General features: G+C 66.7%; 13 protein-coding genes and 2 riboswitches. Of the genes, 6 read left to right on the forward strand and 7 right to left on the reverse strand.

Annotated features, from left to right (window positions below; genetic code table 11):
- The first annotated feature begins 16 nt into the window (after positions 1 to 16).
- The 6 genes from metH to JNO53_RS06410 all read left to right on the forward strand — a co-directional run bounded on the left by metH (position 17) and on the right by JNO53_RS06410 (position 8,215).
- A complete protein-coding gene (gene metH, locus JNO53_RS06385) occupies positions 17 to 2,635 on the forward strand; it encodes a methionine synthase (RefSeq protein WP_203108788.1) in 2,619 nt (872 codons plus the stop codon).
- Positions 2,636 to 2,692: 57 nt separating this feature from the next.
- Positions 2,693 to 2,788, forward strand: a riboswitch (glycine riboswitch).
- A riboswitch (glycine riboswitch) is annotated at positions 2,789 to 2,900 on the forward strand.
- Positions 2,901 to 2,948: 48 nt separating this feature from the next.
- The gene (gene gcvT / locus JNO53_RS06390; RefSeq protein ID WP_203108790.1) at positions 2,949 to 4,082 is read left to right on the forward strand and encodes a glycine cleavage system aminomethyltransferase GcvT; all 1,134 of its coding nucleotides are present in this window, start codon (positions 2,949 to 2,951) and stop codon (positions 4,080 to 4,082) included.
- Between the two features lie 2 nt (positions 4,083 to 4,084).
- The gene (gene gcvH / locus JNO53_RS06395; protein WP_203108792.1) at positions 4,085 to 4,456 is read left to right on the forward strand and encodes a glycine cleavage system protein GcvH; all 372 of its coding nucleotides are present in this window, start codon (positions 4,085 to 4,087) and stop codon (positions 4,454 to 4,456) included.
- A gap of 95 nt (positions 4,457 to 4,551) precedes the next feature.
- Positions 4,552 to 5,913, forward strand: a complete 1,362-nt coding sequence (gcvPA, locus tag JNO53_RS06400; RefSeq protein WP_203108794.1) for an aminomethyl-transferring glycine dehydrogenase subunit GcvPA — start codon at positions 4,552 to 4,554, stop codon at positions 5,911 to 5,913.
- Positions 5,910 to 7,481 (forward strand): aminomethyl-transferring glycine dehydrogenase subunit GcvPB, encoded by a 1,572-nt coding sequence (gcvPB, locus tag JNO53_RS06405; protein WP_203108797.1) that lies wholly within the window; start codon positions 5,910 to 5,912, stop codon positions 7,479 to 7,481. Before gcvPA ends, gcvPB begins: the two co-directional genes overlap by 4 nt.
- Positions 7,481 to 8,215: a hypothetical protein gene (locus JNO53_RS06410; protein ID WP_203108799.1), complete on the forward strand. Its 735-nt coding sequence runs from the start codon at positions 7,481 to 7,483 to the stop codon at positions 8,213 to 8,215. Before gcvPB ends, JNO53_RS06410 begins: the two co-directional genes overlap by 1 nt.
- Here the strand turns inward: JNO53_RS06410 and mmsB are convergent.
- The 7 genes from mmsB to JNO53_RS06445 form a co-directional block, all read right to left on the reverse strand.
- Positions 8,199 to 9,068 carry a 3-hydroxyisobutyrate dehydrogenase gene (gene mmsB / locus JNO53_RS06415; protein WP_203108801.1) on the reverse strand — a complete coding sequence of 290 codons (870 nt, stop codon included), beginning with the start codon at positions 9,066 to 9,068 and terminating at the stop codon, positions 8,199 to 8,201. The two genes, JNO53_RS06410 and mmsB, sit on opposite strands and share 17 nt — an antisense overlap.
- A gap of 99 nt (positions 9,069 to 9,167) precedes the next feature.
- Positions 9,168 to 9,953 (reverse strand): enoyl-CoA hydratase-related protein, encoded by a 786-nt coding sequence (locus JNO53_RS06420; protein WP_203108803.1) that lies wholly within the window; start codon positions 9,951 to 9,953, stop codon positions 9,168 to 9,170.
- A 113-nt stretch (positions 9,954 to 10,066) separates the two neighbouring features.
- Positions 10,067 to 11,122 carry an enoyl-CoA hydratase/isomerase family protein gene (locus JNO53_RS06425; protein WP_203108805.1) on the reverse strand — a complete coding sequence of 352 codons (1,056 nt, stop codon included), beginning with the start codon at positions 11,120 to 11,122 and terminating at the stop codon, positions 10,067 to 10,069.
- Positions 11,123 to 11,133: 11 nt separating this feature from the next.
- The gene (locus JNO53_RS06430; protein ID WP_203108807.1) at positions 11,134 to 12,279 is read right to left on the reverse strand and encodes an acyl-CoA dehydrogenase family protein; all 1,146 of its coding nucleotides are present in this window, start codon (positions 12,277 to 12,279) and stop codon (positions 11,134 to 11,136) included.
- A 9-nt stretch (positions 12,280 to 12,288) separates the two neighbouring features.
- On the reverse strand, positions 12,289 to 12,744 hold the full coding sequence (locus tag JNO53_RS06435) for a nuclear transport factor 2 family protein (RefSeq protein WP_203108809.1): 456 nt from the start codon (positions 12,742 to 12,744) through the stop codon (positions 12,289 to 12,291).
- 44 nt (positions 12,745 to 12,788) lie between these two features.
- Positions 12,789 to 13,103 (reverse strand): I78 family peptidase inhibitor, encoded by a 315-nt coding sequence (locus JNO53_RS06440; protein WP_203108811.1) that lies wholly within the window; start codon positions 13,101 to 13,103, stop codon positions 12,789 to 12,791.
- Complete coding sequence (locus JNO53_RS06445; protein ID WP_203108813.1) at positions 13,103 to 13,603, reverse strand: hypothetical protein; 501 nt, start codon at positions 13,601 to 13,603, stop codon at positions 13,103 to 13,105. Before JNO53_RS06445 ends, JNO53_RS06440 begins: the two co-directional genes overlap by 1 nt.
- Positions 13,604 to 13,638: the final 35 nt, after the last annotated feature.

Consider the following 13,638-nt stretch of genomic DNA (forward strand, 5'->3'; position numbering starts at 1 on the left):
AAAAACGGACCCCTCGATGACTGAAAATCTCTCCTCCGCCCGCTTCGTCAATATCGGCGAGCGCACCAACGTCACCGGATCGGCCCGCTTCAAGAAGCTGGTCATGGCCGGAGACTATGCCGCTGCCGTCGAAGTCGCGCGCCAGCAGGTCGAGAACGGCGCGCAGGTGATCGACGTCAATATGGACGAAGGCCTGCTCGACGCGGTCGAGGCGATGACGACCTTCCTCAAGCTGATCGCCGCGGAGCCCGATATCGCGCGGGTGCCGGTGATGATCGACAGCTCCAAGTGGAATGTGATCGAGGCGGGGCTCAAGTGCGTCTCGGGCAAGCCGATCGTCAACTCGATCTCGATGAAGGAAGGCGAGCAGGAATTCCTCGATCACGCGCGCAAGTGCATGGACTATGGCGCGGCCGTGGTCGTCATGGCGTTCGACGAGACCGGGCAGGCCGACACGAAAGAGCGCAAGGTCGCGATCTGCAAGCGCGCTTACGAGCTGCTGACCGGCATCGGCTTTCCGCCCGAGGACGTGATCTTCGACCCCAACATCTTCGCGGTGGCGACGGGGATCGAGGAGCACGACCGCTACGGGCTCGACTTCATTGAGGCGGCGCGCGAGATCAAGGCCGCCTGCCCCCACGCGCATATCAGCGGCGGTCTGTCGAACCTGAGCTTCAGCTTCCGCGGCAACGAGACCGTGCGCCGTGCGATGCATTCGGTGTTCCTCTATCACGCGATTCCCGCCGGGCTCGACATGGCGATCGTCAATGCCGGCCAGCTAGACGTCTACGACGCGATCGATCCCGAACTGTGCGACGCGTGCGAGGACGTGATCCTGATGCGCCGCCCGGATGCGACCGAGCGGCTGATCACGCTCGCCGAAAGCTACAAGGGCAAGGATGCCAAGGCCGATAAGGAAGCCGCCGAATGGCGCGGCTGGCCGGTCGAGAAGCGGCTGGAGCATGCACTGGTCAAGGGCATCGACGCGGACGTGGTCGCTGATACGGAAGAGGCGCGATCGGCCTTCGCCGCGGAGGGCCGCCGCCCGATCGAGGTGATCGAAGGGCCGCTGATGGACGGGATGAACGTCGTCGGCGACCTGTTCGGCAGCGGCAAGATGTTTCTGCCGCAGGTGGTCAAGTCCGCCCGCGTGATGAAGAAGGCTGTGGCGCATCTCATCCCGTTCATCGAGGCGGAGAAGGAGGAAGGCGCCAAGGCCAAGGGCAAGATCGTGATGGCGACCGTGAAGGGCGACGTCCACGATATCGGCAAGAACATCGTCGGCGTCGTGCTCCAGTGCAACGGCTACGAGGTGATCGACCTCGGCGTCATGGTGCCCTGGGACCGGATCCTCCAGACGGCGAACGACAACGGCGCGGATATGATCGGGCTTTCGGGCCTCATCACCCCCTCGCTAGACGAGATGGTCACCGTCGCGGAGGAGATGCAGCGCGCGGGCATGACCATGCCGTTGCTGATCGGCGGGGCGACGACGAGCAAGGTTCACACCGCGCTCAAGATCGATCCGGCTTACGAAGGACCGGTGATCCATGTGCTCGATGCGAGCCGGGCCGTCGGCGTGGCGAGCCGTCTGCTGTCGGACACGCAGTGCGAGCCGTTCGTCGCGGAAACGGCGGCGGACTACGCCCATGTCCGCGATGTGCGCGCGGGCAAGACCGCCAGCGTGCTCCTCAGTCTCGAGGACGCGCGTGCGAACGCGCCCGCGATCGACTACAGCGACAAGCCCGCGCCGCCATTGCAGCCTGGCGTGCACAGTTTCGACGACTGGCCGCTCGCCAACCTCGTCGAGTTCTTCGACTGGACTCCGTTCTTCCGCGCCTGGGAACTGGCCGGCACCTATCCCTCGATCCTCGACGATGAGGTAGTCGGTGAAAGCGCGCGCCAGCTCTTCGCCGATGCGCAGGCGATGCTGGACAGGATCGTCTCGGAGAAATGGCTGACCGCCAAGGGCGTCTGCGGTTTCTGGCCCTGCGCCCGGGACGGCGACGATATCGAGATTCATCTCGCGGAAGAGGAACGCCATGTCCGCCTGCCGTTCCTGCGCCAGCAGGTGCGCAAGAGCCGCGACCGGGCGAATTTCTGCCTCGCCGACTTCATCGACCCGGCGGGCGACTGGATCGGCGGGTTTGCGGTCGGCATTCACGGGATCGAACCGCATTCGGAACGCTTCCGCGCCGCGCACGACGACTATTCCGATATCCTCCTCAAAGCGCTCGCCGATCGCTTCGCCGAGGCGTTCGCCGAAGCGCTGCACCGGCATGTGCGCACGACGCTGTGGGGTTATGCCGAAGGCGAGCAGCTCACCAACGAGGCGCTGATCAAGGAGCAGTATCGCGGCATCCGGCCCGCGCCGGGCTATCCCGCATGCCCCGACCACAGCCTCAAGCCGATCCTGTTCGATCTGCTTGGCGCGACCGAGACAGCCGGGATCGAACTGACCGAGAGCTTCGCGATGCTGCCGACGGCGGCGGTCAGCGGGTTCTATTTCGGGCATCCGGAAAGCGAGTACTTCGGCGTTGCGCGGATCGGCCGCGATCAGCTCGAAGACTACGCGGCGCGGTGCGATATCGATCTGTCCACGGCCGAGCGCAGGCTGCGGCCCAATCTCGATTGACCGGGCGCAAGTAATCGCGCAGGAATTCGCATGTCATCCGGAGGAGCGATTCTCCGGAAGCGTCGCGCGGGAGAGATCGCGGGCTTTCGGGCTCGCGGCGCCGAAGGAGCAACCGCCCCGGAAACTCTCAGGCCACCGGACCGCGCGGTGAAGACACTCTGGAAAGCGTCGGGGCTTCGGCCCGGACCACCGAAGGGGTAAGCCCAAGCCTTCGCGCATGCGGGGTGCGGACCAAGCTCTCAGGTTTCCCGACAGAGGGGGCAGGTGGAACGGCGCTTCATGGCGAAGCGTTGCCGGCCAGTCGGGACAATTGATGAGCGACGATCACGAAACCGCGGAACTGCAAACACTCCCGCTCGATGCATGGCATCGCGCCCAGGGCGCACGCATGGTGCCCTTTGCGGGCTACTGGATGCCGATCCAGTACGAGGGGATCGTCGCCGAGCACGAGTGGACGCGCACCCACGCCGGGCTGTTCGACGTCAGCCATATGGGCCAGCTCCTCGTCTCGGGAGAAGGTGCGGCCGAGGCGCTGGAGGCGCTGCTGCCCGGCGACATCCTATCACTGAAGCCGGGGCGCATCCGCTATTCCATGCTGCTCGACGAGAACGGCGGCATTCTCGACGACCTGATGGTCACCAACGTCACGCCCGAGGGGGGCACGCCCACCTATTATATCGTGGTCAACGGCGCGACCAAGTGGGACGACATCGCCCATCTGCGCGAGTATCTGCCGGACGAGATCACGCTGACCCATCTCGAGGATCAGGCGCTGCTCGCCGTGCAGGGGCCCGAAGCGGCGAACGCGCTGCGCCGGGTGTTCCGCGACGCGATGGGCGACCTCAAGTTCATGCAGGGCACCGCGTTCCGCTTCGGCGAGATCGAGATCGGCATCGGCCGCTCGGGCTATACTGGCGAGGACGGGTTCGAGCTTTCGGTTCCGGCCGAGCACGCGGAGACGATCGCCGGTCGCCTCTGTGCCGAGATCGAGATCAAGCCGATCGGCCTCGGCGCGCGCGATTCGTTGCGGCTGGAGGCGGGGCTGCCGCTTTACGGGCACGATCTTTCGCCCGACACCGACCCGATCTCCGCCGGCCTGGGCTTCGCGATCGGCAAGCGTCGCCGCGCCGATGGCGGCTTTCCGGGCGCCGAGCGCATCCTCGGCCTGATCGAAAGCGGGACCGAGACGAAGCGCGTCGGCCTCACGCTCGACGGCCGCCTGCCCGCGCGCGAGGGCGCACTGGTCTATGCTGGCGACGAGGAAGTCGGCCGCGTCACCAGCGGCGGCTTCGCGCCGACGCTCGGCCACCCGATCGCGATGGCCTACGTCGCCAGCGGGCATGCCGCCGAGGGCACCGAACTGGAAATCGAAGTCAGGGGCAAGCGTCTTCCCGCCCGGGTCGCGCCGATGCCTTTCGTCCCCCATCGCTACTACCGAGGAAACTGAACATGGCCCGCTATTTCACCGAGGAACACGAATGGATCGATGTCGAGGGCGAGACCGCCACCGTCGGCATCACCGATTATGCGCAAAGCCAGCTCGGCGACATCGTCTTCGTCGAGCTGCCCGGCGTCGGCAGTGCGGTCGAGAAGGGCAAGGATGCCGCGGTGGTCGAGAGCGTCAAGGCCGCCAGCGATGTCTACGCCCCGATCAGCGGGGAAGTGACCGACGCCAACGCGGCGCTCGAGGACGATCCGGCCCTCGTCAATTCCAGCGCCGAGGAAGACGGCTGGTTTTTCAAGCTGACCATCGCCGACAAGACGCAGCTCGAAGGGCTGATGGACGAAGCGGGCTACAAGAGCTTCGTCGACGGCCTTTGACGTGAGTCCCCGCGCAGGCGGGGACCGCAGGCCACCGGCGCTCTGCCCAAAGGCATGAGGCCCCCGCCTTCGCGGGGGCGCAGGAAAGCAAGACTATGCGCTACCTACCCCTGACCGATGCCGACCGCGGCGCGATGCTCGCGAAGATCGGTGCCTCGTCGATCGACGACCTGTTCGTGGACGTTCCGCAAGAAGCGCGGCTGTCCGGCCCGATCGAGGGCCTGCCGCTCCACGCCAGCGAAATGGCGGTCGAGCAGCACATGCGGCGGCTTTCCAAGAAGAACCTCGCCGCGGCCGATGCGCCGTTCTTCCTCGGCGCGGGGGCCTATCGTCATCACGTCCCCGCTTCGGTCGACCATGTGATCCAGCGCGGCGAGTTTCTGACCGCCTACACGCCCTACCAGCCCGAAATCGCGCAGGGTACGCTGCAGATGCTGTTTGAGTTCCAGAGCCAGGTCGCGCGGCTCTACGGCTGCGCGGTGGCGAACGCCTCGATGTACGACGGCTCGACCGCCTGCTGGGAAGCGGTGGCGATGGCCGGGCGGGTCACCCGGCGCAAGCGAGCGGTCCTCTCCGGCGCGCTGCACCCGCACTACGCCGAAGTCGTGCGGACGATGGCCAAGTTCACCGAGGACGAGATCGCCGACGCGCTTCCCTCGCTACAGGGCACGCCCGATAACGCGGGCCTGATCGCCCGGATCGACGACGAGACGAGCTGCGTGGTCGTGCAGTATCCCGACATTCTCGGCCGCATCCCCGATCTCGCCGTGATCGCCGAGGCGGCGCATGCCAAGGGTGCGCTGCTGATCGCGGTGAACACCGAGCCTGTGGCGCTCGGCGCGATCAAGGCGCCGGGCGAGCTGGGCGCGGACATCGTGGTCGGCGAGGGTCAGGCGATCGGCGTCGGCCTGCAGTTCGGCGGGCCCTACCTTGGCCTGTTCGCGGTGCGCGATCCCAAGCATGTGCGCCAGATGCCGGGCCGCCTCTGCGGCGAGACCGTCGATGCCGAGGGCAAGCGGGGCTTCGTGCTCACGCTCTCGACCCGCGAGCAGCACATCCGCCGCGAGAAGGCGACCAGCAACATCTGCACCAATTCGGGGCTCTGCGCGCTGGCCTTCTCGGTCCATATGACCCTGCTCGGGGAAGAGGGGCTGCGCCGGCTTGCGGCCTGGAACCATGCGCTCGCCTGCAAGGCGGCGGATCGACTGGCGCAGGTGCCGGGCGTGCGGGTGCTCAACGACAGCTTCTTCAACGAATTCACGCTCGTGATCGATGGCGACGCGCGCGAGATCGTGCGCAAGCTTGCCGACGGCGGGATCCTCGCCGGCGTCTCGCTGGGTCGTCTCTATCCCGCGGAAGACGCGCTCAAGGGCGGCCTGCTCGTCGCGGTCACCGAAACCACCACGGAGGAGGACGTCGAAACGCTTGCCTCCGCCCTGCAGGAGGCGCTGGCATGAACGCCCCCAACAAGTCCGGCTGGAAGCCCGAGATGACCGCTGCCGACGATGGCATGCACAGCGGCCCGCAGACCGTCACCGGCAACCGCGCGCTGATGCTCGAAGAGCCGCTGATATTCGAACTGGCGGGCACCGACACCACCGGCGTCGACCTGCCGGAGATCGAAAATGGCGCGAACCGCCTCGGCGGGATGGAACGAACGGCGCCGGTCGGCTTGCCCGGCCTTTCGGAGCCCGAGACGGTGCGCCACTACACCCGCCTCAGCCGCCAGAACTACGCGATCGACCTCGGCCTCTTTCCGCTCGGCAGTTGCACGATGAAGCACAATCCGCGGCTCAACGAGAAAGTCGCGCGCATGCCCGGCTTCGCCGACGTGCACCCGTTGCAGCCGGTCTCGACCGTGCGCGGGGCGCTGGAGGTGATCAACGAACTGGCGTTCTGGCTGATCGATCTCACCGGTATGCACGGCGTCGCGATGAGCCCCAAGGCGGGCGCGCACGGCGAGCTCTGCGGCATCCTGTGCATCCGCGCCGCGCTCGAGGCGCGCGGCGACCCGCGTGAGGTGATCCTCGTGCCCGAAAGCGCGCACGGCACCAATCCCGCGACCGCAGCCTTTGCCGGCTACCGTGTCGAGAACATCCCCGCCAATGCCGACGGCCGGGTCGATCTTGAGGCGCTCAAGGCCCGCCTCGGGCCCGACGTGGCGGCGGTGATGATCACCAATCCGAACACCTGCGGTTTGTTCGAGCGCGACATGAAGGCGATCTCCGACGCGGTCCATGCCGCCGGCGGCTTCGTCTATTGCGACGGGGCGAACTTCAACGCCATCGTCGGCAAGGTCCGTCCTGGCGACCTCGGCGTCGATGCGATGCACATCAACCTGCACAAGACCTTCTCCACCCCGCACGGCGGCGGCGGACCGGGCTCCGGGCCGGTAGTGCTGAGCGAGGCGCTGAGCCCCTACGGCCCGCTGCCGTTCACCGCGCGCACCGCCGACGGCGTGGTCCATCTCGTCGAGGAGGAGAACGCGGCGGAGTTCGACCACACGCGGGCGTTCGGCCGCATGACTGCATTCCACGGGCAGATGGGCATGTTCACCCGCGCGCTCGCCTATATCCTCAGTCACGGCGCGGACGGGCTTCGTCAGGTGGCGGAGGATGCGGTGCTCAATGCCAACTACATTCTGCGTAGTCTTGATGACCTGCTCGAAGCGCCGTTCGGCGAGAGCGGCCCGTGCATGCACGAGGCGCTGTTCGGCGATCGCGGCTTCGGCGAAGGGCTGTCGACGCTCGATCTCGCCAAGTCGCTGATCGACGAGGGCTATCATCCGATGACGATGTATTTTCCGCTGGTCGTCCACGGCGCCATGCTGATCGAACCGACCGAGACCGAGAGCAAGGCGGGCCTCGATCAGTTCATCGCCGCGCTGCGCAACGTGGCCGAGCGTGCCAGGGCGAGCGATGCGTCGATGAAGCAGGCGCCCTACTACGCACCGCGCCGCCGCCTCGACGAAACGCTAGCGGCGAGGAAGCCGGTGCTGGCCTGGAGCGATCCCAACTCCGCCTGATGCGGATCGTCCTGAGCAGGAAAGGCTTCGACAGCACTTCGGGTGGCGGCCCGTCGCCGATCGTCGACGGAAGGCCGCTCAGCTTGCCGATTCCGGCAGCCGGGCATTCGCGCACGACTTACGGTGCGCTGGGCTTGGGCGAACATGCCGCGTGCGCCAGCAAGGGCCGGTTGGGCGCCGACGATCTGTGCCATCACGATCCGATGTTCCTGGCGAACGGCACCTGCCTGTTCGGCCAGTGCGGCGCGGCGCAGACGCATCTGGCCAACCGCGGCGTCAGGGCGGGTGATGTATTCCTGTTCTTCGGCTTGTTCCGCGAGGACGACACGGGCGAGCCGCATCACCGGATCTTCGGCTATCTCGAGGTCGAACGGCGGATCGATCTCACGGGTTGCGACGCGGCCGCGCTCGCCGGCTTGCGCGATCAGGGGCATCCCCACGCCATCGCCATGCACGGGCGCAACGATGCGATCTACCGCGGCCGCGGAAGGGAGGCGACTGGCGCGCCCGATGCGCTGCGGCTGACCGTTCCGGGCGGCCCGCCGAGCCTTTGGCGGCGGCCCGCATGGCTGCGGCGAGGCGGACTCTCCTATCATGACCGGGCGGACCGCTGGCTCCGCGGCGGCCGACTTCGCGCCGTTGCGCGCGGTCAGGAGTTCGTCGCCGAGATCGGCCGCCGAAAGGCTCCGCGCGAATGGCTCGCGCGGGTGATCGCGGCTATCGAAGCGTCTTGATGATCGCGGAGAAGTCGAGGCCGCCGTTCTCGGTAGCGAAGGCCTCGTAAAGCTCTTTTGCGTGGGCGCCGAGCGGAGTAGGGCTGCCTGCCGTCTCTGCCGCTTCCATCGCGAGCCGCAAATCCTTGAGCATCAGTGCAGTGGCGAAGCCGCCCTGGTAGCCGTTGTCGGACGGGCTCTGCGGCCCGACGCCGGGCACTGGGCAGTAGCTTGTCATCGACCAGCATTGGCCCGAGGAAACCGAGGAAATGTCGTAGAAGGTTTGCGGATCGAGCCCAAGCTTCTGCGCCATCGTGAAAGCTTCGCAGGTGCCGATCATCTGGATGGCGAGCAGCATGTTGTTGCAGATCTTCGCCGCCTGGCCATTGCCCGCGTCGCCGGCATGAATCACGGCCTTGCCCATCGCCTGAAGGATCGGCTCGGCGCGCTGGAACGCCTGCTCGCTGCCGCCGACCATGAAGGTCAGCGTGCCGCCCGCGGCCGCCGCGATGCCGCCGGAAACGGGCGCGTCGACCATGGCATAGCCCGCTTCTTCAGCCGCCGCGATCACCTCGCGCGCGGTGGCGACATCGATGGTCGAGCAGTCGAGCAGGATCGCGCCTTCAGGGGCGTGGCCGATCACGTCGTTCTCGAACACCACCTTCACGATTCCGCCGTTGGGCAGCATCGAGACGACGGCCTCGGCGCCAGCGACCGCTTCCTTCGCGTCGGTGAAAGTCTCGCACCCGTTCTCGCGCGCCGCGGCAAGTGCCGGTTCGGCCAGATCGAAGGCGCGGACTTCATGCCCCGCCTTGACGAGGTTCGTGGCCATCCCGCCACCCATGTTGCCGAGGCCGATGAAGGCGATTTTCATGTCTCTCTCCGATTCTTCGTCATCCCAGCGAAAGCTGGGATCGCTATCCGCGTAGTCGGGCCTAGCCGCACCCGATCCCAGCTTTCGCTGGGATGACGGTTACCTGCCCTTCCACTCACCCTCACGCTTCTCGATGAAGGCTGCCATGCCTTCGGCCTTGTCCTCGGTCGCGGCGAGGATCTGGAACAGGCGCCGTTCGTGGAGCAGGCCCTGGTCGAGCGTCATCTCGTAGGCCGCGTTGACCATTTCCTTGTTCACGATCGCGGCCATCGGGGGCATTCCCGCGATCGTGGCGGCGGTTTTCAGCGCCTCGTCGAGCAGGCTGTCATGCGGCACGACGCGCGCGACGAGGCCGCTGCGCTCCGCCTCTTCGGCGTCCATCATCCGGCCGGTCAGACACATCTCCATCGCCTTGGCCTTGCCGACCGCGCGGGTCAGGCGCTGGCTGCCGCCCATGCCGGGCGCGACGCCGAGTTTGATCTCGGGCTGGCCGAACTTCGCCTTGTCGCTCGCGATGATGAAGTCCGCCATCATCGCGAGCTCGCACCCGCCGCCGAGCGCGAAGCCGTTGACCGCGGCGATCCACGGCTTGCGGGTCGCCTTGACCAGATGGCTGGTCCAGCGGGCGAAGAAATCCTGAAGGAAGAAATCGGCCGCGGGCTTGTCGGCCATTTCCTTGATGTCGGCGCCTGCGGCGAAGGCCTTGTCCCCCGCGCCGGTCAGCACCGCGCAGCGCTGGCTGTCGTCGGTCTCGAACGCGGTGAAGGCCGCGATCAGGTCCTCGAGCACCTGCGAGTTGAGCGCGTTCAGCGCCTGCGGGCGGTTGAGCGTGATCAGCGTGACGGCGCCGCGCTGTTCGACGGTGATCGTTTCGTAATCGGCCATGGGCCTCCCTCCAATCGTCACCCTGAACTCGTTTCAGGGTCCATTTCTAGAATCCCACCTCCATCGCCGGTGGCGCGACGGGTGCTGAAACAAGTTCAGCATGACGGTGCCGGTTAGATCCGGGTTCGCGGCATCCACTCTTCCCCTTCGGGGAGGGGCGCGAAGATGCTGTCGAGCAGATCCTCGGTCACACCCTCGGGAGTCGCCGGGTCCCACTTGGGATCGCCGGTCTTGTCGATGATCACCGCGCGCACGCCTTCGGCGAAGTCGGGACGGACGATGACGCGGCTGGCGATCCGGTATTCGTTGCGCATGTTGTCGGCGAAGTCGGTGAAGTCCTTCGCCTCGGCGAGCTGGCGCAATGCGACTTTGCAGGTCTGCGGACTCTTGGCGCGCAGCGTGTCGAGTTCCTTCTGCGCCCATTCGCCGCCATCTTTCTCCAGGCTGGCCAGGATGTCCTCGAACTGGTCGGAGGCGAAATGCTTGGCGATCCGGTCGGCATTCTCCGCCACGCGCGCGGCGGGCGGGGTGATCGAAAGTTCGGCGAGAATCCCTGCGATCCGGTCGGGATGCTCCGCGATGCGCGCCTTGGCTTCGGGCAACTTCGCGGCCGGGAGATAGTGCGTCGCAAGCCCGGCCCAAAGGCATTCCGCGCCGTCGAGCCGCGCGCCCGTCAGCGCGAGAAACTGGCCGAGCCGCCCGCCGAGGCGCGCAAGATACCAGCCCCCTCCCACATCGGGGAACAGGCCGATCCCGGTCTCCGGCATGGCGAAACGCGTGTTCTCCGTCGCGACGCGGTACTTCGCAGGCTGGCTGATACCGACGCCGCCGCCCATCGTGATGCCGTCCATGAAGGCGACGATGGGCTTCGGGTAGGTGAACATCTGGTGGTTGAGCTGATATTCGTCGTGGAAGAACTTCCGTCCGCTCACGCCATGATCGTTCAGCGCCGAGTTGCGCAGGAAGGCGATATCGCCGCCCGCGCAGAACCCGCGCCCTTCGGCATGATCGACGATCACCGCCGCGATCGCATCGTCATTTTCCCACTTGCCGAGCGCGTCGCTCATCGCATGGCACATCTCCAGCGTCAGCGCGTGGAGCGCCTTTGGCCGGTTGAGCGAGATGTGGCCGGCCTTGCCATGGGTGTGGATGTTCACGTCTTCGGTCATCGGTTCGCTACTCACTGGCGCAACAGGTCCCGGCCGACGATCATGCGCATGACCTGGTTCGTGCCTTCGAGGATCGAATGCACCCGCAGGTCACGCCAGAAGCGCTCGATCGGATAGTCCTTCAGATAGCCATAGCCGCCGAAGAGCTGCAGTGCGTTGTTGACCACATTGCTCCCGCTGTCGGTCGCGAGACGCTTGGCCATGGCGGAAAAGCGCGTCTTGTCGGGCGCGTTGTCGGTCACCTTGACCGCCGCGAGATAGAGCAGCGCGCGCGCCGCCTCGAGCTCGGTCGCCATGTCCGCGAGCATGAACTGCGTGTTCTGGAAATCGGCGATCGGCTGGTCGAACTGCTGGCGGTCCTTGGTGTAGGCGATAGCCTCGTCGAGACAGCGCTGCGCGCCGCCCAGCGAGCAGGCGCCGATATTGAGGCGTCCGCCGTCGAGCCCGGCCATGGCGAAGCGAAACCCGTCGCCTTCCGCGCCGACGCGGTTTTCGACCGGCACGCGCGCATCCTCGAAGATCACCTGTGCGGTCGGCGAAGCGTTCCAGCCGAGCTTCTTCTCCGGTGCGCCGAAGCTGACGCCGGGGGTGTCCTTCTCGACCACCAGGCAGGTAATGCCGCGGCTCTTGTGCTCGCCGGTGCGGACCATGCAGACGTAGATGTCGTTGAACCCGCCGCCGGAGATGAACTGCTTTGTGCCGTTGAGCACGTAGTGGTCGCCGTCGAGCCGCGCGGTCGTCTTCAGTCCCGCCGCGTCGGACCCGCTGCCCGGCTCGGTGAGGGCGTAGCTGGCGATGTGTTCCATCGTCACCATTCGCGGCAGAAACTTCGCCTTGACCTCGTCCCCGCCGAACCGGTCGATCATCCACGCGGCCATGTTGTGGATCGAGACATAGGCGCTGGTCGCGGGGCAGCCATAGGCCATCGCTTCCATGATCAGCGCCGCTTCCAGCCGGCCGAGCGCGATCCCGCCGCTTTCCTCCGAGACGTAGATCGCGCCGAAGCCGAGCTCGCCCGTCTTCTGGATCACCTCCCGCGGAAAGTGGTGCTTCTCGTCCCACTCGGCGGCGAAAGGCGTGATGTGGTCGGCCGTGAAGCGCCGCGCCATCTCCTGGATCGCGAGCTGATCATCGGTAAGCTGGAATTGTCCTGTCATTGGCCCTGTTCAGTCTGTGGCAGTTTCGATCCGTGTGTTCTGGTCGTGCACCAGTCGCCACTGGCCGTCCTCGAGCTGGAAGCCAAGCGAGAGATAGGCGGGGCGTCCGGCCGTCGGCCCCGCGCCATCGGGGTCGTAGCTGGTGCGATAGAGCGCGTAGCCGTAGTCGCGCCCCTCCCGCACCCTCACCGGCGCCAGCACCATCACCCACGCGGGATCGGCAAACCATTCGCGGTGAAAGGCGAGGAATTGTTCGCGCGTGTCGTAGCGCTCACCGTTCGGGAAGATCAGTACGAGCGTGTCGCCCTTGGTGATCGTGTCGACGATCCCCTGATAATCGCGCGACTGGATCGCGGCGACGTGGCGAGCCAGCGTTTCACGGAAGCTTTCCGATGCGGGGGCGGGCACGCTCTGGCATGCACCGAGCGCGAACGGGGCGAGAAGGAAGGGCAGCGCGTATCTCACGCGTCACCCCTCCGCTCGAGCCTGGCCCCCGACCTGCGCATCGTTCACCCGCAGGTGATCTGGGTGATGGTCATCGCATCGTCGTACATGACGTTGACCCGGTCCTGCCGGAAATCCATCGTGAAGGCGGCGCGGGGCGGGCCCCAGCGAAGCTGGCGTGCGCCGGTCGCGTCGAGGATCTGCTCGCCGACCTGCGCGGTTGCCTTCTGGCCGACATAGGACTGCGCGGCTGCCGGATCGCACATGGCGGTCTCCCCATTTCCGGTGTCGGGCGTGCCGGGCTCATTGGCGGACGTCGTGGCGCATGCCGCAAGCGCAGCGGCAGGCAAGAGGGCGAACAGCTTTCCAGTGTGAATCATCATGCGTCTCCTTGGGAGCACCGGCCATAGCGCAGTGGATCGGCCATGGCGTCCTCGCCGTATTCGGTGCGGACGAGCTCCTCGCCGCCGTCCTGTGCGGCGAGCGCCATGTCGCGGGTCCAGGTCATGCCTTCCCCGGTAAACGAGAAAATGGCGCGGATGCTGTCGTCGCTGCGCTCGGCGATGTCGCCCAGCGTGGCGCGCGATTCGTAGAACGTGATCGTATCGCCGGTGATCTCGATCAGCCCCTTGGCGTCCCCCCGCGTGGAGGTGCAGTCGGCCGCGACGAGGCCCCAGCGGCCCTGTAGCGCGGCCGGAATCGAGGCTGTGTCGCCATCGGGGCCGGCGGCCCCGTCGTCGGCCGGCGCCGTGCTGTCCGGTTCGACCGGCGCGGGCGTTTCGGTGGTATCGGCATCGGTCGCGGTATCGTCGGTCGGCGCCGCATCGCAGGCCGCCAGCGCGAGCGCCGGAAGGGCGGCAAGAGCAATCGTCAGTCGCAAGGAATCCTCCTGTCTTCGCTGCGCACCCTAAACTC

The organism is Altererythrobacter sp. C41 (assembly GCF_016803135.1).
Lineage (GTDB): Bacteria > Pseudomonadota > Alphaproteobacteria > Sphingomonadales > Sphingomonadaceae > Pelagerythrobacter.

Bases quoted from the DNA above. Each gene is read 5' to 3' on its own strand.
- JNO53_RS06410 (WP_203108799.1), top strand. From the start codon at position 7,481: ATGCGGATCGTCCTGAGCAGGAAAGGCTTCGACAGCACTTCGGGTGGC.
- JNO53_RS06425 (WP_203108805.1), bottom strand. From the start codon at position 11,122: ATGACCGAAGACGTGAACATCCACACCCATGGCAAGGCCGGCCACATC.
- mmsB (WP_203108801.1), bottom strand. From the start codon at position 9,068: ATGAAAATCGCCTTCATCGGCCTCGGCAACATGGGTGGCGGGATGGCC.
- JNO53_RS06420 (WP_203108803.1), bottom strand. From the start codon at position 9,953: ATGGCCGATTACGAAACGATCACCGTCGAACAGCGCGGCGCCGTCACG.
- JNO53_RS06440 (WP_203108811.1), bottom strand. From the start codon at position 13,103: ATGATTCACACTGGAAAGCTGTTCGCCCTCTTGCCTGCCGCTGCGCTT.
- gcvPA (WP_203108794.1), top strand. From the start codon at position 4,552: ATGCGCTACCTACCCCTGACCGATGCCGACCGCGGCGCGATGCTCGCG.
- metH (WP_203108788.1), top strand. From the start codon at position 17: ATGACTGAAAATCTCTCCTCCGCCCGCTTCGTCAATATCGGCGAGCGC.
- gcvT (WP_203108790.1), top strand. From the start codon at position 2,949: ATGAGCGACGATCACGAAACCGCGGAACTGCAAACACTCCCGCTCGAT.
- JNO53_RS06430 (WP_203108807.1), bottom strand. From the start codon at position 12,279: ATGACAGGACAATTCCAGCTTACCGATGATCAGCTCGCGATCCAGGAG.
- gcvPB (WP_203108797.1), top strand. From the start codon at position 5,910: ATGAACGCCCCCAACAAGTCCGGCTGGAAGCCCGAGATGACCGCTGCC.
- gcvH (WP_203108792.1), top strand. From the start codon at position 4,085: ATGGCCCGCTATTTCACCGAGGAACACGAATGGATCGATGTCGAGGGC.